Genomic DNA, 26,821 nt, shown 5'->3' on the forward strand with positions numbered 1-26,821 from the left:
AGGAGCTGGACATGACGGACAAGAGGACAGACAAGAAAGCGATCCTGGTGATCGGCGCGGGCGATGCCACCGGCAGCGCCATCGCCAAGCGTTTCGCGCGCGAGGGCTACATCGCCTGCGTGACGCGCCGGCAGGCCGAGAAGCTCGCGCCGCTGGTCGACGAGATCAAGGCCGAGGGCGGCGAGGCGCACGGCTTCGGCAGCGATGCGCGCAAGGAAGAGGAGATGGTGGCGCTGGTCGAGCAGATCGAGCGCGACATCGCGCCGATCGAGGTGGCGGTGTTCAACATCGGCGCCAACGTGCGCTTCAGCATCACCGAGACCACGGCGCGCGTGTACTTCAAGGTCTGGGAGATGGCCTGCTTCGGCGGCTTCCTCATGGGCCGCGAGACCGCCAAGGTGATGCTGCCCCGCGGCCGCGGCACGATCATCTTCACGGGCGCTACGGCCAGCCTGCGCGGGCGCGACGGCTATGCGGCCTTCTCGACCGCCAAGCAGGGCCTGCGCGCGCTGGCCCAGAGCATGGGCCGCGAACTCTGGCCCAAGGGCATCCACGTGGCGCACCCGGTGATCGACGGCGCGATCGACACCGAGTTCATCCGCACCACCTTCCCCGAGCGCTACGCGCTCAAGGAGCAGGGCGGCATCCTGAGCCCCGAGGCGATCGCCGACGCCTACTGGCAGATCCACATGCAGCCGCGCAACGCGTGGACGCACGAGACCGAACTGCGTCCCTGGATGGAGGCCTGGTGATGAGCCAAACGACGAACGACATCTCGCGCGCGCTCGAGGCCGGCGTGCTGCGCCTGGGCTTCGACCGCCCGGCACGCAAGAACGCCATGACCGGCGCGATGTACCTCGCACTGGCCGAGGCGCTGCAGCAGGCCGACGTCGACGACGCGGTGCGCGTGGTGGTGATCCACGGCAACGAGGACGCCTTCTGCGCTGGCAACGACATCGGCGACTTCGCAGCCGCCGCGCCCAGCGCGGGCGAGCGCCCCTCGGCACGCTTCATGAAGGCGCTGCTGCGCATGGGAAAGCCCGTGGTCGCGGCGGTCAACGGGCCGGCCGTGGGCATCGGCGCGACCATGCTGCTGCACTGCGACCTGGTCTATGCGGGCAGCGCCGCGAAGCTGGTGTTTCCCTTCGCCAAGCTGGGCCTGTGCCCGGAGTTCGCCTCGACGCTGCTGCTGCCGGCCAAGCTCGGCCACCAGCGCGCGGCGGCGCTGCTGATGCTGGGCGAGCCCTGCACCGCGGCCGAGGCGCAGGCGCTGGGCCTCGTCAATGCGGTGCTGCCGCCGGCCGAGGTGCTGCCGCAGGCCTTGAAGGTGGCGGCGCAGCTGGCCGCGACCTCGGCGCCGTCGCTGCGCGCCACCAAGGCGCTGATGCGCGGCGAGGAACTCGCGGGCTACGAGGCGCGCATCGCGCAGGAGAACGCGCACTTCGCGCAGCTGCTCGATTCGCCCGAGGCGAAGGCCGCCTTCGCCGCGTTCCTGCAGCGCGGCAAGGGCGGCTGAGCAAACAAGCGCCTTTCAGACCACAAGACAAGGAGACCACCGTGCGCACCCCCGTTCCCGTTCACTTCATGTTCGATTTCGGCAGCCCGAATGCCTACATGTGCCACCGCGTGATCCCCGAGATCGAGGCCCGCACCGGTGCCGTGTTCACCTACGTGCCGCTGCTGCTCGGCGGGCTGTTCAAGCTCAGCAACAACCGCTCGCCGGCCGAGGCCTTTGCCGACATCGCGAACAAGCGCGCCTACGACAAGCTCGAGGTGCGCCGCTTCGTCGCCAGGCACGGGCTCTTGCGCTACCAGCCCAATCCCTTCTGGCCGGTCAACACGCTGCAGACCATGCGCGGCGCGGTGGCGGCGCAGAAGCTGGGCTGCTTCGAGTCCTATGTGGAGACGGTCTACACCGCCATGTGGGAGCAGGGGCTGGACATGGCCGACCGCGAGGTCATCGTGCGCACGCTGGACGCGGCCGGGCTCGACGGCCTGGCGATCCACGAGGGCACGCAGGACGCCGAGGTCAAGGCCGAACTGATGGCCAACACGCAGCGCGCCTACGAACGCGGCGCCTTCGGTTCGCCGACCTTCTTCGTCGGCGACGAGATCTTCTTCGGCAAGGACCGGCTGCGCGAGGTCGAGGAAGAGATCGTGCGCGCGCAGGCCGCCGCGGCCTGAGCGCGCCGACGACCCCATCCCAAGAGAGACAGGAGACAAGAATGAACACCCGACTTTTCATGCGCACGCTCGGTGCGGCCTGCGCGCTGGCCGCCCTTGCGCCCCTGGCGCAGGCGCAGGACAGTGTCACCAACTACCCGGTGCGGCCGATCCGCGTGATGATCGGCTTCGCGCCCGGCGGCTCGACCGATGCGCCGATGCGCGTGCTGGCCGAGCGCGTGGGCAAGATCCTCAAGCAGCCGGTGGTGATCGAGAACAAGCCCGGCGCGGCCGGCGTGATCCCGACGCAGGTGCTGCAGTCCTCGCCCAACGACGGCTACACGCTGGCCATCGCGCCGGCCGGCGTCTACCGCATCCCCTACACCACCGACCTCAAGTGGGACCCGGCCACCGACCTGAGCTACGTCATCGGCATCACCGGCTATGCCTTCGGCACGGTGGTGCAGTCCTCGTCCTCGATCAAGACCATGGCCGACTTCATCGCCCAGGCCAAGGCCCGGCCCGGCGAAGTCACCTACAGCACGCCGGGCGTGGCGACCACCAACCACCTGACGATGGAGCAGGTGTCGCGCATCGCGGGCATCCAGCTCAACCACGTGCCCTACAAGGGCTCGGCCGAATCGCTGCAGGGGCTGCTCGCGGGCCAGGTCGACTCGGCCGCCGAGACCTCGGCCTTCGTGCCGCAGGTGGACAGCGGCAAGCTGCGGCTGATCGCGGTCTGGGGCGCCAAGCGCATGGCGCGCTACCCCAACGTGCCCACGCTCCGCGAGCTGGGCATCGACATCGTCCAGACCTCCCCCTGGGGCCTGGTCGCGCCCAAGGGCACCGACCCGCGCATCGTCGCGCGGCTGCACGACGCCTTCAAGGAGGCGATGGCCTCGCCGGCCTTCCTCGAGGTGCTGGCGCGCTACGACATGGAGCCCGACTACCGGAGTTCCAAGGACTTCCAGCACTTCGCCGTCGAGTCGATGAAGCGCGAGAAGGCCATCCTCGACACGCTGGGGCTGAGCCGCGCGCGGCAATGACCGCGCGCGCAAGAACAAGGACGGAGACAAGACCATGAAGACACGACAGTTCCTCGCGGGCGGCCTGGCCGCCGCCGCCGTGGGCCTGCTGGGCGGGGCCTCGACGGCCATCGCGCAGGAGGCCTTCCCCGCGCGCCCGATCAAGGTCATGCTGGGCTTCCCGCCCGGCGGCTCGACCGACACGCCGATGCGCGTGCTGGCCGAGGACGTGGGCCGCATCCTCAAGCAGCCGGTGGTGATCGAGAACAAGCCCGGCGCGGCCGGCCTCATGCCCGCGCAGCTGCTGCAGTCGGCGCCGGCGGACGGCTACACGGTGGGCGTGATCCCGGGCAACCTGTTCCGGCTGCCCTACACCGGGACCATGAACTGGAATCCGGCCACCGACATCACGTATGTGATCGGCCTCACGCAGTTCGTCTACGGCGTGGTGGTGCCGCCCAACTCGCCCTTCAAGACCTGGGACGACCTGCTGGCCTATGCCAAGGCCAACCCCGGCCAGCTGACCTATGCGACCTCGGGTGCCTACCTCGCGCAGCACATCACGATGGAGCAGATCGCGCGCATCAAGAACGTGAAGTTCAACCACGTGCCCTACAAAGGGACGGCCGAGGCCCTGAACGCGGTGATGGGCGAGCATGTGATGGCCGCGGCCGACACCTCGGGCTGGGGCCAGGCGGTCGAGGCCGGGCGGCTGCGCTTGCTGGTGACCTTCAACGAGAAGCGCATGGCCAAGTTTCCCGACGTGCCCACGCTCAAGGATGTCGGCATCGACTTCCCGCCGCCCTCGGCCGCCTGGGGCCTGGCGGTGCCGAAGAACACGCCGCCGGCGGTGGTGCAGAAGCTGCACGATGCGTTCAAACAAGCCATGGAGCTGCCGGGCTTCCGCAACGCGCTGGCCCAGTACTACATGGAGCCTTCGTACATGAGCTCGGCGCAGTACCAGCAGTTCGCCGCCGCCTCGGTCAAGCGCGAGAAGACGCTGCTCGACGAGATCGGCTTCGTGCGCGACAAATAAGCAGGCCGCGCCCGGCCTCAGCGCCGCGCGCCGAGCTGCTGCTCGATGCGGCGCACCGTCTCGATCACGCGCGGGCGGATCTCCTGCATGAAGCTCTCGCGCGACAGCAGCTGCGCCGGGCCGGCCGCGTTGATCACCATCACCGGCAGGCCCTGGCCCAGCTGCAGCGGCACCGCGATGCCGTGGATCTCCTTCTGCCATTCGCCGAAGGAGCTGCAGCAGCCGTGCTCGGCCAGGTCCGACACGCCCTGGCGGATGCCCTGGGCGATGCGCGGCCAGGAGGTCGGGTCCAGGGCCTCGATGCGTTCCTCCAGGCCCTGGCGCTCGCCGGGCGTCACGCCGGCCAGGTAGGCCCGGCCCATGGCCGTGGTCGCGAGCGGGATGCGCGAGCCGATGTCCAGCCGCAGCGTCACGATCGACTGCCCGCGGCAGACCTCGATGTAGAGCATCGACATGCCGTCGCGGATGCCCAGCGAGATCTGGCTGCCGGTGGCGTTGGCCAGGTCCTCCATCAGCGGGCGGCTGACCTCCTTGACGTCGAGCCGCGCCAGCGTGGTGCCGCCCAGCGTGAGCGTGGCCATGCCCAGCCGGTAGCGGCCCGACTCCTCGACGTGGTGCAGGTAGCCCAGCTTGGTCAGCGTGTAGGTCAGCCGCGTGACGGTGGACTTGGGCAGCTTGCAGCGCTCCGACAGGTCCTGGTTGCCCAGCCGCTCCTCGCCCGACTTGAAGCAGCGCAGCACCTCGAGCCCGCGCGCCAGCGCGGTCACGAAATGGCGGTCTTCCTTGCCGTGGGCGCTGCCGGTGGCTTCGTCGTCGGGGTCTTCGCCGGCGTCGACGGGGGAGGGGGCCGATCTCTTGTTCATGGTGTGGTGCTGCACAGCGGTTTTTTAATCTGCCATGGAGGTACTCCGACCCCGCATGGTCCCTCTTGTCTCTTCAAAGGACTCGATTGCAGAATTCTAGACTGCATTGCAAAACATTTGGCCCTTGCTGAGCCTTCCCACACAGGAGACCTTCATGCCCACCCTCACGCCCACCGGCATCCACAGCTTTCCCGCCATCGAGCGCGTGCGCTTCGGCCAGCCGGCCGCCGCGGCCGTCGCCGTCGAAGCCGCCCAGGCCGGCGCGCAGCGCGTGTTCATCATGGCCAGCCGCACGCTCAACACGCGCACCGAGGCGATCCGCGAGATCGAGGCCGCGCTCGGCGAGCGCCATGCGGGCACCTACGACGGCATGCCGCAGCACACCACGCGCAGTGGCGTTTCGCGCGCCGCGCTGGCGGCGCAGGAGGCCGGTGCCGACCTGATCGTGGCGGTGGGCGGCGGCTCGGTGATCGACGGCGCGAAGATGGTCACGCTGTGCCTGCGCCACGGCATGACCGACGAGCACCTGGAGGCGCTCGACCGCTTCGAGGTCAAGCTGGGCGACGACGGCAAGCCGGTGCGGCCGGTGTTCGATGGGCCCACGGTGCGCATGGTCGCGGTGCCCAGCACGCTCAACGGCGGCGAGTTCAACGCGGGCTGCCTGGTGACCGACGAGCGCCGCAAGCACAAGCAGACCTTCTTCCACATCCACATGATGCCGCGCGCGATCGTGCTCGACCCGGCGCTCACGCTGCACACGCCCGAGACGCTGTGGCTGGGCTCGGCCACGCGCGCGCTCGACCATGCGATCGAGGCGCTGCTGTCGGTCACGCCCACGCCGCTGGCCGATGCGGTGGTGCTGTCGGGCATCGCGCGCATGGCGGCGGTGCTGCCGAAGTGGCAGGCCGCGCCGCACGACCTCGCGCTGCGCGCCGAATGCCAGATCGCCTCCTGGCTGTGCTCCTACGGCCTGTCGAGCCGCGGCGCGCAGGGCGGCGTGATGATGGGGCCGAGCCATGCGATCGGCCATGTGCTGGGCGGCACCTGCGGCGTGCCGCACTACCACTGCACGCCGGTGCTGATGCCGGCCGTGCTGCGCTGGAGCGAGAGCGCCACCGCCGACCGCCAGCGGCTGCTCGCGCAGGCGCTGGGCCAGCCTGCGCTGTCGGCCAGCGAGGCCTTCGCGCGCCTGGTCGCGTCGCTGGGCCTGCCGGCCAACCTGCGCGCGGTGGGGGTGGACGAAAGCCGCTTCGACGAGATCGCGAAGATCAGCATGCACGAGATCTTCACGCGCGGGAACGCGCGCCAGATCACCACGCCGGCCGACGTGCGCGAAATCCTCGCGCTCGCGGCCTGAGCGCGGGGCTCAGACCAGTTCGGTACCTTCGCGTCTGGCGGCGCGCATGTCGCGGTACAGCGCGACGCACAGCACGACCAGCACGAGGGTGGCGATCACGGGCCATACCAGCACGTAGGCGGTCAGGGCAAGAGTGGACATGGATGCTCTCCTTGAGGATGGGTATGCGGGCGCTCAGTGGGTCTGGAAGGCGACCACGCGCTCGCCGATCGAATCGAAGTCGAAGCGCTTCCTGACGCTCAGGCTCAGGCCGACGCAGACCAGCGTGCTCACGCCGTAGGCGGTGAGCGAGCTCAGCAGCACCGGGTAGTCGCGCAGGAAGCCGACGGCGAAGGGTGCGAAGACCACGGCCGTGAGCAGGCCCAGCACGCAACCGGTGGTGCGGCCGAAGAAGCCGAAGCTCATCAGGCCGATCACCACGCCGCCGCCGATGGCCGCGCAGAGCTCGAACAGCGTGCCGATCGCGCCCTGCATCGGCAGCAGCTCGAAGCGCGCGACCAGGAACATCGCGAAGGCCGCGATCACCGCGCCGGTGAAGGCCTTGTTGGTCACGCGGTCCCAGAACAGGCTCGCGATCACCGGGAACACGATGGCGCCCCACAGCGCGCCGACGAAGATCAGCATGGTCAGGATGTCGAGCTTCATGCTCGCGAAGATCACGCCGACCGCGGTCGCGACAATCATCGTGAGGCGGCCGATCCACAGCATCAGCGTAGGGTCGGGCTTGCCGCGCGCGAGGTTCTTGCCGTAGACGTCGGTCATCACGATGGCCGACAGCGCCGAGAGGTCGGAGTCCGCGGTCGACGACAGCGAGCCGATCACCATGATGAAGAACAGGCCGATGGCGAAGGGGGGCAGGTAGGTCGCGGCCATCTGCGGGATCAGGTTGTTGAGGTCGCCCTCGAGCGGCTGCACGCCGGCCAGAAGCGCCAGGAAGCCCAGCATGCCCAGGCCGATCACGATCGAGGCATAGCCGATGGTGGCGGTGATGAAGGTCGGCTTGATCAGGTCCTCGCGCACCGCGAACAGGCGCTGCGCGATGGTCTGGTTGCCGATCGCATAGGCCAGCACGGCCACGAAGAAGGGCGCGCCCTGTTCCAGCGCGGCGGTCCTGGAGAAGAAGTCGCCCTGCTCGGCCGTGAGCCGCGGCAGGCCTTCGGCGAACAGCCCCGGCCCGCCGAGCTCGAAGAAGATCATCGGGATGATGATCACGGCCGCGAGGCTCATCGCCATCAGCTGGCCGAAGTCGGTCAGCACCGAGGAGCGGAAGCCCGACCACAGCGTGTACGAGAGCACGCCCACGCCCGCGATCAGCACGCCGTGGATGAAGCTCAGCGGCGACAGCACGTCAACCAGTGCGCCGGCCGCGGTGAAGTTCACCATCAGGCTGATGCCGCTGCCCAGGATGTTGGAGCCGGCCAGGATCATCTGGCTCGAGCGGCCGTGGCGCGCATGCATGATCTCGCCCAGCGTGTGGGCCTTGGGCGCGAGCTGGCGGAAGCGCTTGCCGAAGGGGTAGATGAACAGGATCATCAAGGCGCCCCAGAAGCCGTAGTGCAGCGCGCCCGACAGCCCGTACTTGTAGCCCGAGCTCGCGGCCGCATAGAAGGAGGCGGCCCAGATCCAGGTGGCGGTCATGCTGGCGGCCGACATGCCGAAGCCGATCGCGTTGTTCGACACCATGTAGCCGTCGACGCTTTCCTTCTTCTTGCCGATGCGCAAGGACATCAGGAAGGTGAGGCCGTAGAAGGCCAGCATCAGCAGGATGACGGTGGTGGTGGACAGTTGGAACAAGAAAGCGTCTCCTTCTTTCGCCGCACACGCCGCGACGCGACGCATGGCCGCGGTGCGGCATGGCGTTGTGGCGACCCCGGTCCTCCTGCACTCGGGCAGGTCATGGTCGAGCGCATGCTCGAAGGGTCACGTACAAAAGAAAAGACTGACAGGGGACGCGCGCGAAGAACAACGCGATTCGACGTCCGGTGTGCGCACGCGCACGTGCATGCGGATGCGCAACCCTGCAGCCACGTACCGGCAGCGCCGGAGAGTGTCGCGAGCACCTGCGGGTGCCGCGTGAGTGAGTAAGCGAATGAAAGTCTAGCATCCGCCTGCACCGGGCGGCCTGCTTTAACCCTACGCCAGCGTTCGGCCCTTGCGCTGCAGGTCGACCTGGCGTAGTGGTCTGGATCAGAGGCGGTCGGCGTCGATCACCGCCTGCGCGAAGGCCTGCGGTGCTTCCTGCGGCAGGTTGTGGCCGATGCCGCCGGTGAGCGTGCGGTGCGCGTACTTGCCCGTGAACTTGCTGCGGTAGGCCGAGGGATCGAGGAAGGGCGCGCCGTTGGCATCGCCTTCCAGCGTGATCGTGGGCACGCCGATCGCGGGCGCCGTCGACAGCCGCTGCTCGATGGCGTCGTAGCGCGGTTCGCCCGGCGCCAGGCTCAGGCGCCAGCGATAGTTGTGCAGCACGATGGCCACGTGGTCGGGGTTGTCGAGCGATGCGGCGCTGCGCTCGAAGGTCGCGGCATCGAAGCGCCACTTCGGCGATGCGCTCTCCCAGATCAGCTTCGCGAACTCGCGCCGGTACTGCGTGTAGCCGGCCGCGCCGCGCGCGGTGGTGAAGTAGTACTGGTACCACCAGTCGAACTCGGCCTTGGGCGGCAAGGGGCGCTTGCCGGCTTCGAGGTTGGTCATGAGGTAGCCGCTCACCGAGACCAGCGAGCGGCAGCGCTCGGGCCACAGCACGGCCATGATGCAGGCCGTGCGTGCGCCCCAGTCGAAGCCGGCGATGCTCGCACGTTCGATCTTCAGCGCGTCCATCAGCGCCAGGATGTCGAGCGCCACGGCCGACTGCTGCGCGTTGCGCAGCGTGCTGTCAGAAAGAAAGCGCGTGCTGCCGTGGCCGCGCAGGTGCGGCACGATCACGCGGTAGCCCGCGGCCGCGAGCAGCGGCGCGGCGTCGACGAAGCTGTGGATGTCGTAGGGCCAGCCATGCAGCAGGAGGGCCACCGGCCCGTCGGCCGGGCCGAGCTCGGCGTAGCCGATGTTCAGCAGGCCGGCATCGATCTGCCGGATCGACGCGAAGGCCGTGTGGCCACCGCTTCGGCCCGCGGCCGGGACGGCTTCAGTGGCCTGTGCGTGGGCACTGGCCGCGAGGCCCAGTTGCGCGGCGGCGAGGGTGGCGGCGGCCGCGCCGAAGAAGTGGCGGCGTTGGGGGTCGAGGGGCGTGGACATCGGTTCTCTCCAGGGCGTTTGCGATGGAGACAGTGGGCCCGCGCGATGTATCCGGGGTGTGTTCGGATCGGGCCGATTTGCATGCCCGTGTAGCCCCGGGGCGCGCAGAGACACTGCGATACAGAAAGCCGGTGGCCGGCGGCCTGTCAAGAAACGGTCATTCGGCACGGCGAGCATTGCAGGTTTGGATTCACCTCCCGCCGCTTTGTCGCGTTCATTCACTTCCTTCTTCCCGCCGCTGCTGCAGCCCCCCTGCCGGCAGGCGGGCGCGCGCGCCGCTGGCGGAAGAGGGTGGCCGGCCGCATGCGCCGGCACGCCGTGACGCCGGCCTGGGCGCGCGCGCTGGTGGCCGTGTGCTGCGTGGCGGGCGCCCATGGCGTCGCGTCGGCCGACACCGCCGAGGGCCTGTTCGACTTCGACCTGGCCAGCCAGCCGCTGGCCTCGGCCCTGCGGGTCTATGCGACCACGGTCCGTCGCCCCTCGGTCTTTCGCAGCGAGATGGTGGCCGGCAGGACCTCGAGTGCATTGCACGGCCGCTATTCGGCGGAGGCCGCGCTCGCGCTGCTGCTGGCAGGCACCGGGCTGGGGGTCGAGACCGTCGATTCGGGCGGCGTGCAGGCCATGGTGCTGGTGGCCGCGCCGATGGCGGCGCTGGCGCTGCGGCCGTCGGGCCTGTCGCTGGGCGACTACGCGGGCCTGCTGCAAGCGGGCGTGTGGTCCGGCTTCTGCGAGGACGCGCGCACTGCGCCCGGCGCCTACCGCGCGCTGCTGCGTTTCCAGGTCGACGGCGCGGGGCAGGTGCAGCGGCCCCGGCTGCTGGGGCCTTCCGGCGATGCGCTGCGCGATGCGGCGCTGCTGGAGGTGCTGCAGCGGGTGCGCATGGCACAGGCGCCGCCGCCGGACTTCCCGCAGCCCGTGACCCTGCTCATCGAACCGCACCGCGCGCACGGCGGCCCGCGCTGCACCGACGGGCTCGCCGGGCCATGACCGACAACGCCCATCCCGCCCTGTCCGATTACCTGAGCCGGCACTACGCGCGGCTCAAGCTGCGCGTGGCCCGGCTGCTGGGCAGCGAGGACCTGGCGGGCGACGCGCTGCAGGACACCTGGCTGCGGCTGCAGGGCCAGCCGGACGAGGCCGCGCCGATCCGCAGCCCGACGGGCTACCTGATCCGCGTCGCGGTCAACATCGCGGTCGACATCCAGCGCCGGCAGAGCCGCTCGGCCTCGGTGGAGGAGATCGAGGCCTTCATCGACCCGGCGCCCGGCCCGGCGCAGACCGCCGAGGCGCGCTCCGATCTCCAGGCGATGCTCGCGTTGCTCGAGCGGCTGCCCGAGCGCCGCCGCCAGGTCTTCCTGCTGGTGCACCTGGACGGCCTGCCGCACAAGGAGGTCGCGCAGGCGCTGGGGATCTCGATGCGCACCGTGGCCTACGAGTTGAAGAGCGCGCACGAGACCCTGCACCAGGGCCTGCAGCAAGGGGCCGGTCCGCGCCGGGCGAGGCCCATGGAAAATCCATGATCGAAAAAGTTTGCAGTTTCGGCGTGCGCCATTCGTCCTTCCTGGATATGGCCCTGCTTGCACCCTCTCGCGACACCCCGGCGCGCCGCGCCGCGCGCGGCCGGCGGGCGAACGCATGAGCACCGCCTTGCCATCCGACGCCCTCGATGCGGGCGCCACCGAGCGCCTGCAGGCGCAGGCCTGGGTCTGGCTGCGGCTGTTGCATTCGGGCCGGGCGCGGGTGCACGACCTCGACGGCCTGCGGCGCTGGCTGCGTGCCGCGCCCGCGCACCAGGCCGCCTTCGACGGGGCCAAGCAGCAGTGGGCCGCGCTCGCGCCCCTGTCGCGCGAAGCGCTGCGTGCCGACGCCGGCCTGGCGCAACGGCACGCCCAGTTGCGCGCGGCCCGGCCGGTGCGCACCCGCGGCACGCCGGGCCGGCGGGCCTTCCTGGGCATGGCCGGCGCGGGCGCGCTGGCCGGCCTGGTCGGCGTCGCGCTGGTGCATCCGCCGGCCGAGCTGTGGCCCGCCGCCGGCGAATGGGGCGCCGACCTGCGCACCGCCACCGGGGAGCAGCGCACGGTGACGCTCGAAGGGCGGGTCGGGCTGATGCTCAACACCCGCACCAGCGTGCGCCTGCGTGGCACCGGCATCGACCTGCTGGCCGGCGAGGCGGCGATCGACCTGCGGGCCAGCGCGCAGCCCTTCGGCGTGGTGGCCGGCGCGGGCCGCAGCGTGGCCGAGGGCGGCCGCTTCGAGGTGCGCCACCTCGACGGCCGCGTCTGCGTGACCTGCATCGAGGGCCAGGTGCGCATCGCGCATCCCGCGGCCGAACGCCGGCTGCGCGCGCGGCAGCAGGCCGTGTACACGGCCGATGCCATGGGGAACGCGGTCGACATCGATGCGGCGGACGCCACCGCCTGGCAGAAGGGCGAGCTGGTCTTCAACGAGACGCCGCTGCACGAAGTCATCGCCGAGATCAACCGCTACCGCCCGGGCCGCATCGTGCTGATGAACACGCAGCTGCGTGACAGGCCCGTGACCGGCAGCTTCTTCACCGCCTCGCTGGACGAGGCGCTGCTCCAGCTGCGCCACGGCTTCGGGCTGCAGGCGCGGACGCTGGTGGGTGGTCTGGTCGTCCTGAGCTGAGGGCGGCGCCGCAAGCGCGCGGCAGCCTTCGTCTCTTCGGTCGGAATTATTTTTGCAGTCGACCGGGGGCGTCGTTCGTCCTTTCGGTATCGGAGCCTGCATGGCGCCGTGAGACCGATCCCCACCTTCGACTGGACACCCGATGAGCAGACGCGAACCCCAGGCCCCCACGACCCCGCGCACGTTGCGCGCACCGCATCGATCGCAACGCAGGCTGGCGCCGATCGCGCGGGCGATCGCCGTCGTGCTGGCCACGGGCGGCGTGCTCGCCGATGCCCACGCGCAGCGCGCGCTGGGCGCGGCCTGGCTGGCGCAGAAGAACGTGATCCAGGGCACGGCACAGGCCACGGGCCGGCTGCCCAACGGCCAGCCGGTGTCGAGCCTCACGAACCCCACGCAGCAGCGCGACAACGCGCAGATGCAGCGCTCGCTCGACAACCTCAACCTCGCGGCACGCGGCATCGCGGCGCAGCAGGCGGCCCAGGAAGCGGCACGGCTGGCAGCGTTGAACGGAACGGCCACGGTGCCCGATGGCCTGGTCGACGGCGGCCTCAAGGTCGACACGAACAGCCTCACGGCCGGCTGGCTCAACGCCAAGGCGCCGGTGCAGAGCGCCGCGGGCGGGCGCACGGTGGTGGGCATCGAGCAGACCGACGAGAAGGCGATCCTCAACTGGGAGAGCTTCAACGTGGGCCGGAACACCACGGTGAAGTTCGACCAGAAGGGCGGCGCGAAGGCCGACGGCACCAACGGCTGGATCGCGCTCAACCGCATCAACGACCCCAGTGGCAAGCCGAGCCAGATCGCGGGCCAGATCCAGGCCGACGGGTCGGTCTACATCGTCAACCGCAACGGCATCGTCTTCAACGGCAGCGCGCAGGTCAACACGCGTTCGCTGGTGGCGAGTTCGCTGGCGCTGAGCGACAAGCAGTTCAAGCTCGGCATCAACAAGTCGCAGTACTTCGACGATGCCTACCAGGGCCAGGCCGATGCGTTCGCGATCCCGCAGTTCGGCCTCTTCACGGCCGAGCGTCCGGACATCAACCTGGGCTTCGTCAAGGGCGTCGATGGCGCGCCCGACACGCTGGGCGGCGTGGCGCGCTTCGATCCGGGCGCGGCGCCCGGCGCGGTGCAGGTGCAGGCCGGCGCGCAACTGGCCGTCGAGGCGGGCGGCAAGATCATGCTGTTCGCGCCCAAGGTCCACAACGCGGGCACGGTGTCCGCACCCGACGGCCAGGTGATCCTGGCGGCCGGCGAGAACGTGCACATCAACACCTCCAAGCTGGGCGACAAGAACGGCGTGCGCGGCCTGGAGGTCGCGGTCTCGGCCGTGCCGGGCTGGGCCTTCGCCTGGACGCACATGGAGAACGCGCTGTCCAGCAATCCGGTGCAGTGGAACCGCGAATTCGTGCAGGGCCTGCGCGACGCGGTGCTGCCGGGCATGGCGGCCCGCACCGCCGCCATCGGCTACGACGTGAGCAACAGCGGCATCGTGCAGTCCGAGCGCGGCAACATCACGCTGCAGGCGCAGGACATCCACCAGAACGGCGTACTGACGGCGAGCACCGCGCTCAACAACCGCAATGGCTCCATCCTGCTGCGCGCCTGGGGCCAGGGCACGCACGCCTACCAGAACAGCGACAACCACGACATCCTGATCAACTGGCTGGCCGGGACGCTGACGCTGGGCGAAGGCAGCGTGACCCGGGTCATGCCCGACGCCAGCGACACCAGCCTGATCGAGACCACCGCGCTGGCGACCCGCTACCAGCCGGGCCGCATCGCGCTCTACGGCCAGCTGATCGACCTGCGGCCGCGCGCCGGCGTGCTCGCGCCCTCGGGCACGATCGAGATCGAGTCGGCGGTCAACCCGCTCTACACGCAGCTGCCGGGCTACCGCCCCGGCAGCTTCGGCGACGGCAGCCGCGTCTACCTGGACGCCGGCGCCTACGTCAGCGTGGCCGGCATCCAGGGCGCGGCCGTGGACATGTCGCGCAACTTCGTCGAGGCCGAGCTGCGCATCAACGAACTGCGCGATTCGCCGCTGCTGCTCGATTCCTGGGTGCGCGGCAAGAAGGTCATGGTCGACCGCCGGGCCTCGGGCGTGTTCACCGACGGCCCGATGGCCGGCGTCGAATGGGTCAAGAACAGCGCCGGCGTGATGGTGCCGGGCGCCTGGGCAGGCACGCCGATCGGTGACGTCACCGGCTGGGTCGGGGTCGGCATTACCGACATGAAGGAGCTCTCGACCGATGCGGGCCGGATCACCGTGCGCGCCGGCGGCGAGTTCATCTCGCGCCCCGGCTCGCTGTTCGACGTCTCGGGTGGATCGGTGCGCTACAGCGACGGCCTGAACACCGCGACCAAGCTGATGGGCGCGGACGGCCGCGTCTATGCCATGGACAAGGCCTTCTCCGACCGCGACTACACCGGTATCGCCGGCCGCTACACCCAGGTGCACCAGCGCTGGGGCGTGTCGGAGGCCTTCGTCTCCCCGCTGATCGGGCGCAACGCGATCGAAGCGGGCTACACCGAAGGCCGCAATGCCGGCTCGGTCGTGCTCTTCGCCGGCAAAGGCTTCGTGCTCGAAGGCGACTATGCGGGCGGCGTGGTGGTCGGCGAACGCCAGCAGAAGCAGCCCTCGAAGAACGGCGGCGGCCGGCTCGAGTTCGGCGGCGGCAGCGTCGAGGACCGGCCCTGGTCGCTGGGCGACCTGGTCGTCAGCCATGACCCGCACCGGCTCGCGGCCGACTTCCGTTCCACCTCGGTGCTGGGCGCCGACTTCATCGCCGCGCCGCGCCCGGGCCGCAACGAGGAGCCGGGCAAGCTGAGCTACATCCTGGACGACACGCTGAGCCAGTCGCGCATGGGCTCGATCACCTTCCACATGCGGCGCGACTTCACGCTCGCCGAAGGCGCGGTGCTCGACATGGCGCCGGGTGCCAGCCTGATGATCAACGAGTTCGAGAACTCGACCAACACCGTCACCATCGACGGCACGTTGCGCGCGCCCGGCGGCAACATCAGCGCGCTGGCGGCGATGGGCACGCTGCGCATCGGCGCGCAGGGCCGCTTCGACACCGGCGGCCAGTGGATCAACACCTGGCTCGACGGCGTACAGCCCGCGCGCTGGGCCATGGACGGGGGCAGCATCCTGCTGTCGGCCAAGGACTTCGAGGTCGACAGCCGCGCCGTGCTCGACGTCTCGGGCGGCGGACGGGTCGACACCGGCGCCCGCGGCCTGCCGACGCTGCGGGTCGGCCAGGCCGGCCTGATCACGCTCGACGGCGTGGACGGGCGCACCGACCTGGGCGCGCTCGACATGCGCGCGCTGGCGGCGGGCTCCGCCGGCCGGCTCGCGATCAGCACCGGCGCGGTGGTGCAGCTCGGCGGCGAGCGCAACGACCCGGCCCGCCTCTGGCTGCCGGAAACGCTCTACACCGAACGCGGCTTCGGCGTGGTGAGCATCGCGGGCCGGGCCGACATCGGCGTGGCCGACGGCGCCGTGCTCAGCCTGGTGCCGTTCAGCCTCGACACCGGCGGCTTCGACCACCGCCTGCTGGCCAGCGGCGCCCGCCTGGCCGATGCCGCGCCGGCCGTGCGGCTGCCGGCAGCGCAGCGCTTCGCACGCAAGCCCTCGGAGCTGAGCCTGAGCAACACCTCGAGCCGGATCACGATCGGCGCCGGTGCATCGGTCGGTGTCGACACCGGCGGCCGCATCCAGCTCAAGGCCGAAGGCGGCGCCGTCACGGTGCAGGGCACGCTCAGCGCGCCGGCCGGCGCGATCACGGTCGAGGCGGGGCAGGTCACGCTCGAGGCCGACGCGCAACTGCTGGCGCGCGGCGCCGCGCTGATCGCCCCCGATGCCAAGGGCCGGCTGAGCGGCCGGGTGCTGGACGGCGGGCGCATCGAGCTGGTCGGCGGCATGACGGACCTGGCCAGCGTGGCGCTGCAGGCCGGCTCGCTGGTCGACGTCTCGGGCAGCAGCGGCCAGGTCGACAGCCCCGCGGCCGGCCGCTTCGGTGGCGAGGCCGCCGGCACGCCGCTGCTGCGGCTGGACAGCGACGGCGGCAGCATCCGCGTGCAGGGCGCGCTCGCGCTCGACGGCCGCCTGGCCGGCCATGCGGGCGGGGCCTCCGCCAGCGGCGGCGCGCTGACCCTGACCGACAGCGGCGTGAAGCCGGCGGGCGGCATCACCGTGCCCACGCGCCTCTACTACCGCGACAAGGCCGGCGTGATCCGCAACGGCCTCTACACGACACTCGACCTGGACATCTTCGACGAGTACGGCACCGCGCCGCTGCGGCTCACGGCCGCCATGCGCACGGCCCTGACCAACCTGTCGCCGGTGCAGGCCAGCGGCATGCTGATCGACGATGGGGGGAGCGGCGGTGGCGGCGTGACCGTGCAGAAGCCGTGGGAAGCCAACCCGGTGCTGGACGCCCGCGTGGTCCAGCTGCTCAACACCCACTTCTTCTCGAACGCCACGGCGACGCAGAGGATCCAGATCGGCGACGTGCAGGTCTCGGCCAGTTCGCATGTCTCGCAGAAGTCGCTGGCCGACGGCGGCTTCGCCGACCTCTCGCTCAACGGCAAGGTCTCGCTGAACAACGTGCAGTTGCAGGCGGGCCGTTCGATCACCATCGGCGGCACGCTGAGCGGCCTGAACGGCAGCAGCGCCAGCCTCAGCGCGCCGCACCTGATGCTCGGCGGCATCGGCGGCGGCGCGACCCCGGCCGCCAACACCGCGCAGTCGGGCGGCCAGCTCACGCTCAAGGGCCAGCTGATCGACATCCAGGGCAGCAACGCGCCCGGCGCGGGCATGCGCATCGGCGGCTTCGCGCGCACGGTGATCGAGGGCCAGGACCTGCGCTTCATCGGCGAATTCCCGGCGCAGTTCTCGGGCGCGCTCAACACCGACATCACGCTCGGCGTCGACGGCGACCTGGTCGTGCGCGCCGGCCAGGTCTATCCGTCGACCGGCATGACCGGCATCCTGCGCGCCGGCGACTCGATCACCGTCGAGCGCTTCGGCGAGGCCGGCCCCGCGCCCCTGTCGGCCGGCGGCACGCTGCGCCTCGAAGCGCCGGTGATCGAACAGAACGGCGTGCTGCGCGCACCCTTCGGCCAGATCGAGCTGGTCGCCGGCCAGCGCCTGACGCTGGGCGCGGGCAGCCTGAGCTCGGTCTCGGGCGCGGGCCTGAACGTGCCCTACGGCAGCCTGATCAACAACGAGCACTGGCAGGACCCGCGCAAGGCGCCGAACACGGTGACGCCGTCCGAGGGCGCGCTGGTCGCGCCGCCCGAGAAGCGCATCACGCTCAAGGCGCCGGAGGTCGGCCTGGCGGCGGGCGCGGTGCTCGACATCAGCGGCGGCGGCGACCTGTTCGCGGCCGAATTCGTGCCGGGCCCGGGCGGCTCGCACGACGTGCTCAACGTGCCCGGCATGTACGCCGTGCTGCCGGGCTACGGCAGCGCGGCGCCGGTGGCCGGTGCGCCGGCGGGCCGGCGCGTCTGGCTGGCCGGCAGCCCGGGCCTCGCGGCCGGCTGGTACACGCTGCTGCCGGCCCGCTACGCGCTGCTGCCCGGCGCCTTCGCGGTGCAGGACAACGGCCGCGCCTGGCTGGGCACGGCGGCCCGGGCCTCGACCCAGCCCGACGGCAGCCATGTGGTGCAGGGCCGGGCCGGCGACGCGCTGGGCCCGGTGAGCGACGCGCCCGCCACCGGCTGGCGCGTGATGTCGGGCGCGACGCTGCGCCAGTACACCGAGTACAACGAGGCCGCATCGAACGCCTTCTTCTCGTCCGAGGCCTTCAGGCTCACGCAGTACCGCCTGACCGGACGCGACATCGTCACGCCCCGGCTGGCGCGCGACGGCGGCGCGGTGGTGTTCGACGCCACCGCCAGCCTGGTGCTGGACGGCAGCCTGAAGTCCGCGCCCGACACGGGCGGACGCGGCGGCCTGGTCGACATTGCCGGCCAGAAGATCGCCATCGTCGGCCGCGGCCTGGATGCGGCCGACCTGCGCGCCGACGGCTACCTGGTCATCGACGCGGCGAGCCTGTCGAACTTCGGCGCCGGCAGCCTGCTGGTGGGCGGCAAGCGCATCGGCAACCCGCAGGGCCTCGGGCTCGAGGTGACGGCCACCGACATCGTGGTGCGCAACGGCGCCGGCTCGGCGCTGAGCGGGCCGGAGATCATCCTGGCGGCCAGCGAGCAGGTCGGCATCGACAGCGGCAGCGTGCTGCGCGCCGTCGGCACGGTCTCGCCCGGCGGCGGGAAGCTGGTCGTCAAGCCGCGCGTGGCGGCGGTCTACACCGACCCCGACGGCAACCTCGACGACAACAACGATGGCGTGATCGACGCCAAGGACACCAAGGACGACGTGCTGACCAGCCCGGCGCGCGACCACGGCGCGCTGGTCCGCCTGTCGAACGGCGACGCCACCACCGTGCTGCGCGAAGGGGTGGACACCACCACCGGCGGGCGGGTGCGCATCGGCGAAGGCGCGGTGCTGCAGGGCGGCGCCTCGCTGCTGATCGACGCGACCCGCACGACCGAGCTGGCGGGCTCGGCGCGGCTCTCGGCCGAGCGGCTGTCGGTGGCGGCCGGCCGCATCAGCTTCGGCGGCGGCAGCGAAGGCATGCTGCTGGACACGGCCACGCTGGCGCAGCTGTCGAACGCCAAGGCCCTCACGCTGCGCAGCTACTCGAGCTTCGACTTCTACCGCTCGCTCGACCTCGGCGCCGCCGGCCTGGTCGCGCTGACCTTCGACGGCGCGACCTTCGCCAGCCGCGCGCCGGGCGACCTGAGGATCCAGGGCGACACCGTGACCCTGGCCAACAGCGGCGGCGCGGCCGCCGTCGATCCCGCGCAGGCCGGTGGCGCCTTCGTCCTCGACACCCGCACGCTGGTGCTGGGCGGCGGCGACAAGGCCTTCGCCGGCTTCGGCCGCATCGAGCTGGCCGCGCGCGAGCAGATCGTCGGCGAAGGCAAGGGCAGCCTGTCGGGCGCGAGCGCGCTGACGCTGCGCACGCCGCTGCTGACCGGCCGCGGCGGCGCGGTGCAGTCGATCGCCACCACCGGCGACCTGCAGGTGCTGGCGTCGGCTTCGTCCGGCACGGCGGCGGCGGCGCCGCAGGACAGCCTGGGCTCGCGCCTGTCGCTGAGCGGGCGCAACCTGCTGTTCGCCAGCCAGGCGCTGGCGCTGGGCGGCAGCATCGAACTCGGCGCCACCGGCGGCAGCGTGGTGGTGGCCGACGGCGCGCGGCTCGACGTGGGCGGCTTCGCCAAGAACTTCTTCGACGTCGCCGACTTCGCCGACGCGGGCCGCATCAGCCTCTCGGCCCTGGGCGGTGACGTGCGCCTGGCCGCCGGCAGCCGCCTCAACCTGGCCGCGCACCGGGACGGCGGCAGCGCCGGCACGCTGAGCCTGGCCGCCTCGGGCGGCGGCACGGTGGTGCTCGACGGCGCCATCGCCGCGCAGGCCGGCGCCGGCGGCAAGGCCGGCGCCTTCGCGCTGGACATCGCCGCGCTGCCGGACTTCGCGGGCTTCAGCCAGCGGCTCAACGACGCGGGCTTCAACCGCTCGCGCCAGTTCCGCATCCGCCAGGGCGACGTCGCGCTGGGCGGCCTCACCACGGTGGAGGACTTCGTGCTGACGGCCGACCAGGGCCGCGTCGACATCAGCGGCAGCATCGATGCGCGCGCGGCCTACGGCGGCGCGGTGCGCATCACCGGCGGCAACGGCGTCGCCATGCAGGCCGGCGCGCAGCTGCGGGCCGGCGCCACCGGCGAACTGGGCAGCGGCCGGGTCACGCTCGACGCCGCCGGCGGATCGCTGGACCTGCAGGGCGGCCTGATCGACGTGGTGGGCGCGGACGGCGGCAAGGTGCGCCTGCGCGCGCGGCAGAGCGCCGACCACCGTGACCTGCAGGTCACGGCGCTGCGCACCGCGATCCAGGGCGCGCGCTCGGCGGTGCTCGAAGGCGTGCGCGGCTACGACGTGGCCGACTACGACGGCCGCAGCGTCGACGCGGTGAAGGCCGATGCGGTCGCCGACGCCGCGCGCTTCGCCGCCCTGGCGCCGGCGCTGGCCGCGCGCCTGGGCCGCGGCGACATCGCCATCGCCGCCGGCATCGAGATCGCCAGCGCCGGCGACCTGGTGATGAACGGCGACTGGAACCTGTTCCGCGATTTCGCCGCCAGCCGCGAAGGCAGCCTGACGCTGCGCGCCGGCGGCAACCTGCTGTTGAACGGCCACCTGAGCGACGGCTTCGACCAGGCCGGGCGCGACGGCGTGCTGCAGGACGCCGCCTCCTGGGACCTGCGCCTGGTCGCCGGCGCCGACCTCGCCTCGGCCGACCGGCTCGCGCTCCGGCCGCTGGCCGGGCTGGCAGCGGGCACGGGCTCGGTCGTCATCGGCACGGCCAACACCAGCACCGACCCGGCGCTCGACAACGGCGCCGGCAAGCTGCTGCGCACCGGCACCGGCGACCTCACGGTCCGCGCCGGCCGCGACTTCACGCTGGCGCACAAGGATTCGGTGGCCTACACCGCCGGCCGCAAGGACATGACGACCTGGGCCGACTTCACGACCGCGCGCGCCGACGCCACCTACGGCGTGGCCGGCGGCCACCTCGACCTGGCCGCGCAGGGCGACATCGGCGCGCAGGCCTCGGGCCAGCGCTACACCGAATGGCTCAACCGCCAGGGCATGGTGAACCAGGACGGCTACTTCGGCGAGTACTCGATCCGCTCTGGCACCCGGCCGGACGGCAGCTACGGCCCGATCGTCGAGGGCCCCGCCCAGTCGAGCTGGTGGGTCAACTACGGCGAGTTCCGCCAGGGCGTGGGCGCGCTGGGTGGGGGCAACGTTAAGGTCAGCGCGGGCGGTGACCTGCGCGACCTCGGCGTGATGCTGACAACCAACCTGCGGCTGCGCGGCGGCCTGCGCCCGGGCGCGGCGATGGCGCAGGAAATGCGCAACGGCGGCCTGATGACGGTCGATGCCGGCGGCGCGATCCGCGGCGGCCAGTACTACGTGGCACGCGGCGCGGCCGAGCTCCGCGCCAACGAGACCGCGACCGGCCACGGTATCCAGGTCCGGCGCAGCAGCGGCAGCACCACGCAGGACGTGGTCGGCGACTTCGCGCTGGCGCCGGTGCTCTCGCTGGGCGACGCCACGCTCAGCCTGCGCACGGCCGGCCACCTGCTCTTGCAGGCGGTCATCGACCCCCTGCTGGTGCGCTACGGCGACGGCTACAACGCGTCCGGCAACCAGAACGACTACCAGGCCTACATGAGCGGCTACACCGGCCGCAGCGCGCTGCGGCTGTCGTCCACCGGCGGCGACCTGACGCTGGTCAACCAGGCGGAGTTCGCCTTCAGGGACGTGGCGCTGCAGGGCGCCACCACCACCCAGGACGGGCTGGTCGGCAAGGGCTCCAACCGCTTCCCGGCGATCACGCAGGCCACTGCGATGAACGGCTCGCTGGAGATCCAGGGGCCGATGTTCGTCATGCCCGGCAGCACCAACGACGTGCGGCTGCTGGCGCAGAAGGACGTGTTCTTCAACAACCGGAACTACAGCCTGCTCCGCGCCCTCGCCGGCAACACCCGCTACAACGCGACCTACAACAACGAGCCCTACGCCGAGATCATCATGTCGTACGCGACGCCGGAGATGATGCCGTCGGCCTTTGCGCCGCTGGGCAACTTCCGCCAGGTCAACCTCGATGCGCTGCTGCGCAACGTGCAGGGGCCCAGCGTCGACATCGGCGCCTTCCCCGGCGGCCGCTACAGCGAGCTCAAGAACCCGGAGGTGCTGCCGCTGGCCGGCGACCGCGAGCCCAGCCGCGTCTACGCCTCGCAGGGCTCGGTGCTGGGCCTGGACATGATGGCCAGCGAGCAGACCTGGACCCGCGCCGGCACCGACATCCGCGGCCTGCGCATGAGCGGGCGCAACAACCACGCCGACGACGTGACCCTGCTGGAGGCCGGCAACGACATCCTCGCGATGACGCCGCTGCGCCCGCGCGGCGGCAGCGGCGTCGTGATGCAGGGCGCGGGCACGCTGCTGCTGACGGCCGGGCGCGACGTGTATGCCGACGACGTGCAGATCCGCAGCGTCGGCAACCAGCTCTTCGACGGCGCCAACCGCCCCTTGCCCGACACCCGGGTCAAGGGCCTGCCCGACCAGGGCGCGGCGATCACCGTGATGGCCGGCATGAACCACGCCGCCGGCTACGAGGCCTTCGCCAGCGCCTACCTCGATCCGGCGCAGGTCGCGGCCATGCCCGAGCACCTCAAGGCCCGCGCGGCCGACGGCCGCATGCTGCCGATCTACCTGACCGACCAGGTCGAGCGCCGCGCGAACGGCCAGGAGAAGACGGTGCGCCGCGGCCTGGTCTCGTACATGAAGGACATGACCGGCGAGACGCTGGACCCGCTGGCCGCCTGGGCGCGTTTCCAGACCCTGCAGCCGCTGGCCCGCGAGCAGTTCCTGCGCCAGGTCTACCTGCTCGAGCTGCGCGAGGCCGGCCGCGACCAGAACGAGCCGGGCACCGGCGGCCTGCCGCGCAACGGCGGCTACAACCGCGGCTACGCGGCGATCGCCACGCTGTTCCCGGGCGACCGGTGGAAGGGCGACGTGGCGGCCAACAAGCTGATGCTGCGCACCATGGCCGGCGGCGACATCGACGTGCTCACGCCAGGCGGCGGCCTGCAGGTGGCGGCGCTGGGCGCGACCGTGCCCGACGGCTACGGCCTGGTCACGCTGGCCTCGGGCCACATCAACGTCTTCGCCAGGGAGGACGTGACGGTCAACCGCTCGCGCATCCTGTCCTTCGTGCCCGAGGCGACGCAGCAGGGCAGCGACCAGATCATCTGGTCGACGGTGGGCGACATCGACGCGGGCCGGGGCTCGAAGACCGTGCGCGTGCCGTCCGGCCCGGACATCGGCACCGACGTCGACGGCAACACCACGGTGCGCGAGCGTTCCGACATGAGCGGCAGCGGCATCGGCACCGTGGGCGACGGCGACGTCGACCTGGTCGCGCCGCTGGGCACGGTCAATGCGGGCGACGCCGGCCTGCGGGTGGCGGGCAACCTCAACATCGCGGCGCTGCAGGTGCTCAACGCCGACAACATCCAGGTCAAGGGCGAGATCAAGGGCCTGCCGGTGATCGCGGCGGTCAACATCGGCGCGCTGACCAACGCCAGCGCGGCGGCATCGCAGGCGGCGGCCGCGGCGCAGGAGGTGCTGCAGCGCGAGCGCGCGGCGGCCCGCCAGACCCTGCCCTCGGTGTTCACGGTGCGGGTGCTGGGCTTCGGCGGCGAACCCGCGGCGCCGGGCGCCCAGGGCGCGCCCGCCTCGGGCCCACCCGCGCCCCGGCCCGCGAACCGCGCGGCCTACGACCGTTCGAAGATGGTGCAGATCGTCGGCCTGGGCGCCGACATGGACGCCGCCGGCTGGCAGCGCCTGACCGAGGCCGAGCGCCGCAGCGTGCAGCAGGACCGGTGATGCACGGCCTCACGGTGGAACCCATGGCGGAGCGCGGCGACGCCGCCGTCCCGGCCCTGCCGGGCCTGCCGCTGCGCGAGGTGCTGGTGCGCCACTACGCCACGCTGCGCCGGCGCCTGACGCGGCAGCTGCGCTGCCCCGAGTTCGCGGCCGAGTGCCTGCACGAGCTCTGGCTCGGCCTGGGCGAGGCTGTGGCCGATGCGCTGGACCGGCCCGAGGCCTACGTCTATCGCGCGGCTTCCAACCTCGCGATGGACCGCCTGCGCACGCGCAGCCTGTGGCAGTACGTGGACGAGAGCGAGGCCTCCGAGCTCGCCGACCTGTCGCCCGGGCCGGCCCAGCTCACGGAGATGCGCTCGGAGATCGCGGCCATCGACCAGGCCTTCCAGCAGCTGCCGCGGCGCCACCGCGCGGTGCTGGTGGCGATCCGCGTCGATGCCTGCAGCCGCAGCGAGGTGGCGGCGCATTTCGGCATCTCGCTGCGCACCGTCGACACGGTGCTGCGCCAGTCGCTGGACCACTGCGCGCAGCAGACCGGGCTGCGCATCGCGGGCGGCGTGAGCGCGCCGCGCCGCGGCCTGGCCCCGCGCCGCCGGATGCATCCAGCGGCGGCGGCCACAGTCTGTCAGGCCGCCTGCGCCCCGAGCGCGATGTAGCGCGCCAGGTGGTGGTCCTCGTCGCCCAGCTGGTGGTCGATCATGACCAGCCGCTTGGCGTAGTGGGCCAGCGGCAGCTCCCAGGTCATGCCGATGCCGCCGTGCATCTGGATGCTCTCCTCGGCCACCAGCGTGCCGACGCGGCCGATGGTGAACTTGGCGGCCGACAGCGCGCGTTCGCGCGTCGTGCGGTCGGCGTCGTCGAGCGCGGCCGCGGCGTTGATCACGGCCGAGCGGGCCTGCTCGATCTCCAGCAGCAGCTGCGCCATGCGGTGCTGCAACGCCTGGAAGCTGCCGATGGGCACGCCGAACTGCTTGCGCGTGCGCAGGTACTCGAGCGTGGCCTGGCGCGCCGCGTCCATCGCGCCCAGCGATTCGGCGCACAGCGCGAGCAGGCCGCGGCCGACCGCGTGCTCGAGCAGCGCGAAGCCTTCGCCTTCGGTGCCCAGCAGCGCCTCGGCGCCCAGCACCACCTTGTCGAACGTGAGCTCCGCAGCCCGGCCGCCGTCCACGCGCGGGTAGCCGCGCAGCGACAGGCCCGCGGTGTCGCGCGGCACCAGGAACAGCGAGAGGCCGGCCTCGTCGGCCTGTTCGCCGGCCGTGCGCGCGCTCACCAGGAACAGTTCGGCCTGCTCGCCCTGCAGCACCACGGCCTTGGCGCCGTCGAGGCGCCAGCCCTCGCCGCTGCGGCGCGCGGTGGTGGCCACGTTCGCGAGTTCGTAGTGCGATGCGGGCTCGTCGTGCGCCAGCGCGGCCACGGTGCGGCCTTCGATCACCGCGTCCAGCAGCGGCCTGTGCGCCGTGCCGCCGGCCCGCGCGATCGCACTGCCCACCACCAGCGCGCCCAGGAAGGGTTCGACCACCAGCCCGCGGCCCAGGCTCTCGAAGACCACGGCGATGTCGAAGCCGTCGCCGCCGAAGCCGCCCTCGGCCTCGCCGAACAGCGCGCCCAGCGCGCCGAGTTCGGCGAAGCGCTGCCAGAGCTCGGTGCTGAAGCCGCGCGTCGACTGCGCGATGTGGTCGCGGGTGGCGAAGCCGTACTGCTCGGCCACGAAGCGGTCCAGCGTTTCCGCCAGCATGCGGCGTTCTTCGGTGTGTTCGAAGTTCATGGTGTCGCGCTCACAGTCCCAGGATCATCTTGGAGATGATGTTCTTCTGGATTTCGTTGGAGCCGCCGAAGATCGACAGCTTGCGGTTGTTGAAGTACAGCGCCGCGGCGCCGGCCGCGTCGGCCGGGCCCACGGGCGCCTCGCCATAGCCCTCGTGCAGCGCGGCCTCGATGTAGGGCTGCGCATAGGGGCCCATCGCGCGGCGCATCAGCGACGACAGCTCCTGCCGCAGCTCGGTGCCGCGGATCTTGAGCATCGAGCTCTCGGCCCCGGGCACGCCGCCGCCGGCCACGGCCGCGAGCACGCGCAGGTTGGTGGTCTTCATGTTCTCCAGGTCGATCTCGGCGCGCGCCAGGCGCGCGGCGAACAGCGGGTCCTGCGCCAGCGGGCGGCCGTTGCGGCGCTGCGTGGCGGCGGTGCGGCGCAGGCGCTCCAGCAGCGCCACCGAGAAGCCCACGCCCGCGATGTTGGTGCGCTCGTAGGTCAGCAGGTACTTGGCGTAGGTCCAGCCCTTGTTTTCCTCGCCCACCAGGTTCTCCGCCGGCACGCGCACGTCGGTGAAGAACACCTCGTTGACCTCGTGCTCGCCGTCGAGCGTGATGATGGGTCGCACTTCGACGCCGGGCGAGGCCATGTCGACCAGCAGGAAGCTGATGCCCGCCTGCTTGCTGCCTTCCTTCGAGGTGCGCACCAGGCAGAAGATCATGTTGGCGTGCTGGCCCAGCGTGGTCCAGGTCTTCTGGCCGTTGACCACGTAGTGCTCGCCCTCGCGCACCGCGGTGGTCTTGACCGAGGCCAGGTCCGAGCCGGCGCCCGGCTCCGAATAGCCCTGGCACCACCAGTCGCTGCCGTCGAGGATGCGCGGCAGCCAGTGGCGCTTCTGCGCCTCGTTGCCGTACTTGATGAGCACTGGCGCGAGCATGTTGACGCCGAAGGGCACCACGCGCGGCGTGCCGTAGAGCGCGCACTCGTTCTCGAAGATGAACTTCTCGATCGCGGTCCAGCCCGGGCCGCCGTGCTCCTTGGGCCAGTGGTTGCCCAGCCAGCCCTGCGCGTTGAGGATCGCGTGCCACTCGACCATGTCGGCCTTGGCCGGCCGCTTGCCGCTGCGCACCAGGTCCGACAGGCGGGCCGGCACCTTGGCCGCGAGAAAGGCCTGCACCTCGCGGCGGAAGGCTTCTTCTTCAGGGGTGAAATTCAGGTCCATGAAG

The 26,821-nt window shown here is 71.6% G+C and carries 18 protein-coding genes; 12 read left to right on the forward strand and 6 right to left on the reverse strand.

Annotation, left to right across the window (positions count from 1 at the left end):
• The first annotated feature begins 11 nt into the window (after positions 1 to 11).
• The 5 genes from A9977_RS02020 (at position 12) to A9977_RS02040 (ending at position 4,224) form a co-directional block, all read left to right on the forward strand.
• Entirely contained in the window at positions 12 to 752 is a 741-nt protein-coding gene (locus A9977_RS02020; protein WP_183023187.1) for an SDR family oxidoreductase, read from the forward strand.
• Positions 752 to 1,516 carry an enoyl-CoA hydratase gene (locus A9977_RS02025; protein WP_183023188.1) on the forward strand — a complete coding sequence of 255 codons (765 nt, stop codon included), beginning with the start codon at positions 752 to 754 and terminating at the stop codon, positions 1,514 to 1,516. Before A9977_RS02020 ends, A9977_RS02025 begins: the two co-directional genes overlap by 1 nt.
• Positions 1,517 to 1,584: 68 nt before the next feature.
• A complete protein-coding gene (locus tag A9977_RS02030; RefSeq protein WP_183023359.1) occupies positions 1,585 to 2,184 on the forward strand; it encodes a 2-hydroxychromene-2-carboxylate isomerase in 600 nt (199 codons plus the stop codon).
• Between the two features lie 41 nt (positions 2,185 to 2,225).
• Positions 2,226 to 3,209: a tripartite tricarboxylate transporter substrate binding protein gene (locus tag A9977_RS02035; RefSeq protein ID WP_183023189.1), complete on the forward strand. Its 984-nt coding sequence runs from the start codon at positions 2,226 to 2,228 to the stop codon at positions 3,207 to 3,209.
• Positions 3,210 to 3,243: 34 nt separating this feature from the next.
• The gene (locus tag A9977_RS02040) at positions 3,244 to 4,224 is read left to right on the forward strand and encodes a tripartite tricarboxylate transporter substrate binding protein (protein WP_183023190.1); all 981 of its coding nucleotides are present in this window, start codon (positions 3,244 to 3,246) and stop codon (positions 4,222 to 4,224) included.
• 17 nt (positions 4,225 to 4,241) lie between these two features.
• Here A9977_RS02040 and A9977_RS02045 read toward each other — a convergent pair whose 3' ends face one another.
• A complete protein-coding gene (locus A9977_RS02045; protein ID WP_183023191.1) occupies positions 4,242 to 5,087 on the reverse strand; it encodes an IclR family transcriptional regulator in 846 nt (281 codons plus the stop codon).
• A gap of 154 nt (positions 5,088 to 5,241) precedes the next feature.
• Here A9977_RS02045 and A9977_RS02050 point away from each other — a divergent pair, with 154 nt between their 5' ends.
• Positions 5,242 to 6,444 (forward strand): iron-containing alcohol dehydrogenase, encoded by a 1,203-nt coding sequence (locus tag A9977_RS02050; RefSeq protein WP_183023192.1) that lies wholly within the window; start codon positions 5,242 to 5,244, stop codon positions 6,442 to 6,444.
• Positions 6,445 to 6,453: 9 nt separating this feature from the next.
• Here the strand turns inward: A9977_RS02050 and A9977_RS34035 are convergent, their stop codons facing one another.
• The 3 genes from A9977_RS34035 to A9977_RS02060 form a co-directional block, all read right to left on the reverse strand.
• Complete coding sequence (locus A9977_RS34035; RefSeq protein ID WP_220811433.1) at positions 6,454 to 6,585, reverse strand: putative transporter small subunit; 132 nt, start codon at positions 6,583 to 6,585, stop codon at positions 6,454 to 6,456.
• Between the two features lie 33 nt (positions 6,586 to 6,618).
• Positions 6,619 to 8,283, reverse strand: coding sequence for a sodium:solute symporter family protein (locus A9977_RS02055; protein WP_220811435.1), 1,665 nt, complete (start codon positions 8,281 to 8,283; stop codon positions 6,619 to 6,621).
• A 348-nt stretch (positions 8,284 to 8,631) separates the two neighbouring features.
• On the reverse strand, positions 8,632 to 9,675 hold the full coding sequence (locus tag A9977_RS02060) for an alpha/beta fold hydrolase (protein WP_183023194.1): 1,044 nt from the start codon (positions 9,673 to 9,675) through the stop codon (positions 8,632 to 8,634).
• A 303-nt stretch (positions 9,676 to 9,978) separates the two neighbouring features.
• On the opposite strand from A9977_RS02060, the gene A9977_RS02065 reads away from it, so the two are divergent.
• From A9977_RS02065 to A9977_RS02085, 6 genes are all read left to right on the forward strand, one after another.
• A complete protein-coding gene (locus tag A9977_RS02065) occupies positions 9,979 to 10,662 on the forward strand; it encodes an energy transducer TonB (protein WP_183023195.1) in 684 nt (227 codons plus the stop codon).
• Entirely contained in the window at positions 10,659 to 11,195 is a 537-nt protein-coding gene (locus A9977_RS02070) for an RNA polymerase sigma factor (RefSeq protein ID WP_183023196.1), read from the forward strand. The genes A9977_RS02065 and A9977_RS02070 overlap by 4 nt, the downstream gene beginning before the upstream one ends.
• Positions 11,192 to 11,314 carry a hypothetical protein gene (locus tag A9977_RS34125; protein WP_259651761.1) on the forward strand — a complete coding sequence of 41 codons (123 nt, stop codon included), beginning with the start codon at positions 11,192 to 11,194 and terminating at the stop codon, positions 11,312 to 11,314. Before A9977_RS02070 ends, A9977_RS34125 begins: the two co-directional genes overlap by 4 nt.
• The gene (locus A9977_RS02075) at positions 11,311 to 12,321 is read left to right on the forward strand and encodes a FecR domain-containing protein (protein WP_220811437.1); all 1,011 of its coding nucleotides are present in this window, start codon (positions 11,311 to 11,313) and stop codon (positions 12,319 to 12,321) included. Before A9977_RS34125 ends, A9977_RS02075 begins: the two co-directional genes overlap by 4 nt.
• A gap of 142 nt (positions 12,322 to 12,463) precedes the next feature.
• Positions 12,464 to 23,845 carry a filamentous haemagglutinin family protein gene (locus A9977_RS02080; RefSeq protein WP_183023198.1) on the forward strand — a complete coding sequence of 3,794 codons (11,382 nt, stop codon included), beginning with the start codon at positions 12,464 to 12,466 and terminating at the stop codon, positions 23,843 to 23,845.
• Complete coding sequence (locus A9977_RS02085) at positions 23,845 to 24,501, forward strand: RNA polymerase sigma factor (RefSeq protein ID WP_183023199.1); 657 nt, start codon at positions 23,845 to 23,847, stop codon at positions 24,499 to 24,501. Before A9977_RS02080 ends, A9977_RS02085 begins: the two co-directional genes overlap by 1 nt.
• Here A9977_RS02085 and A9977_RS02090 read toward each other — a convergent pair.
• Together A9977_RS02090 and A9977_RS02095 are read right to left on the reverse strand one after the other, a co-directional pair.
• A complete protein-coding gene (locus A9977_RS02090; protein WP_183023200.1) occupies positions 24,471 to 25,610 on the reverse strand; it encodes an acyl-CoA dehydrogenase family protein in 1,140 nt (379 codons plus the stop codon). The genes A9977_RS02085 and A9977_RS02090 overlap by 31 nt on opposite strands.
• A gap of 10 nt (positions 25,611 to 25,620) precedes the next feature.
• Positions 25,621 to 26,817, reverse strand: coding sequence for an acyl-CoA dehydrogenase family protein (locus A9977_RS02095; RefSeq protein WP_183023201.1), 1,197 nt, complete (start codon positions 26,815 to 26,817; stop codon positions 25,621 to 25,623).
• Positions 26,818 to 26,821: the final 4 nt, after the last annotated feature.

It is taken from the genome of Variovorax sp. UMC13, assembly GCF_014170375.1.
Lineage (GTDB): Bacteria > Pseudomonadota > Gammaproteobacteria > Burkholderiales > Burkholderiaceae_C > Variovorax.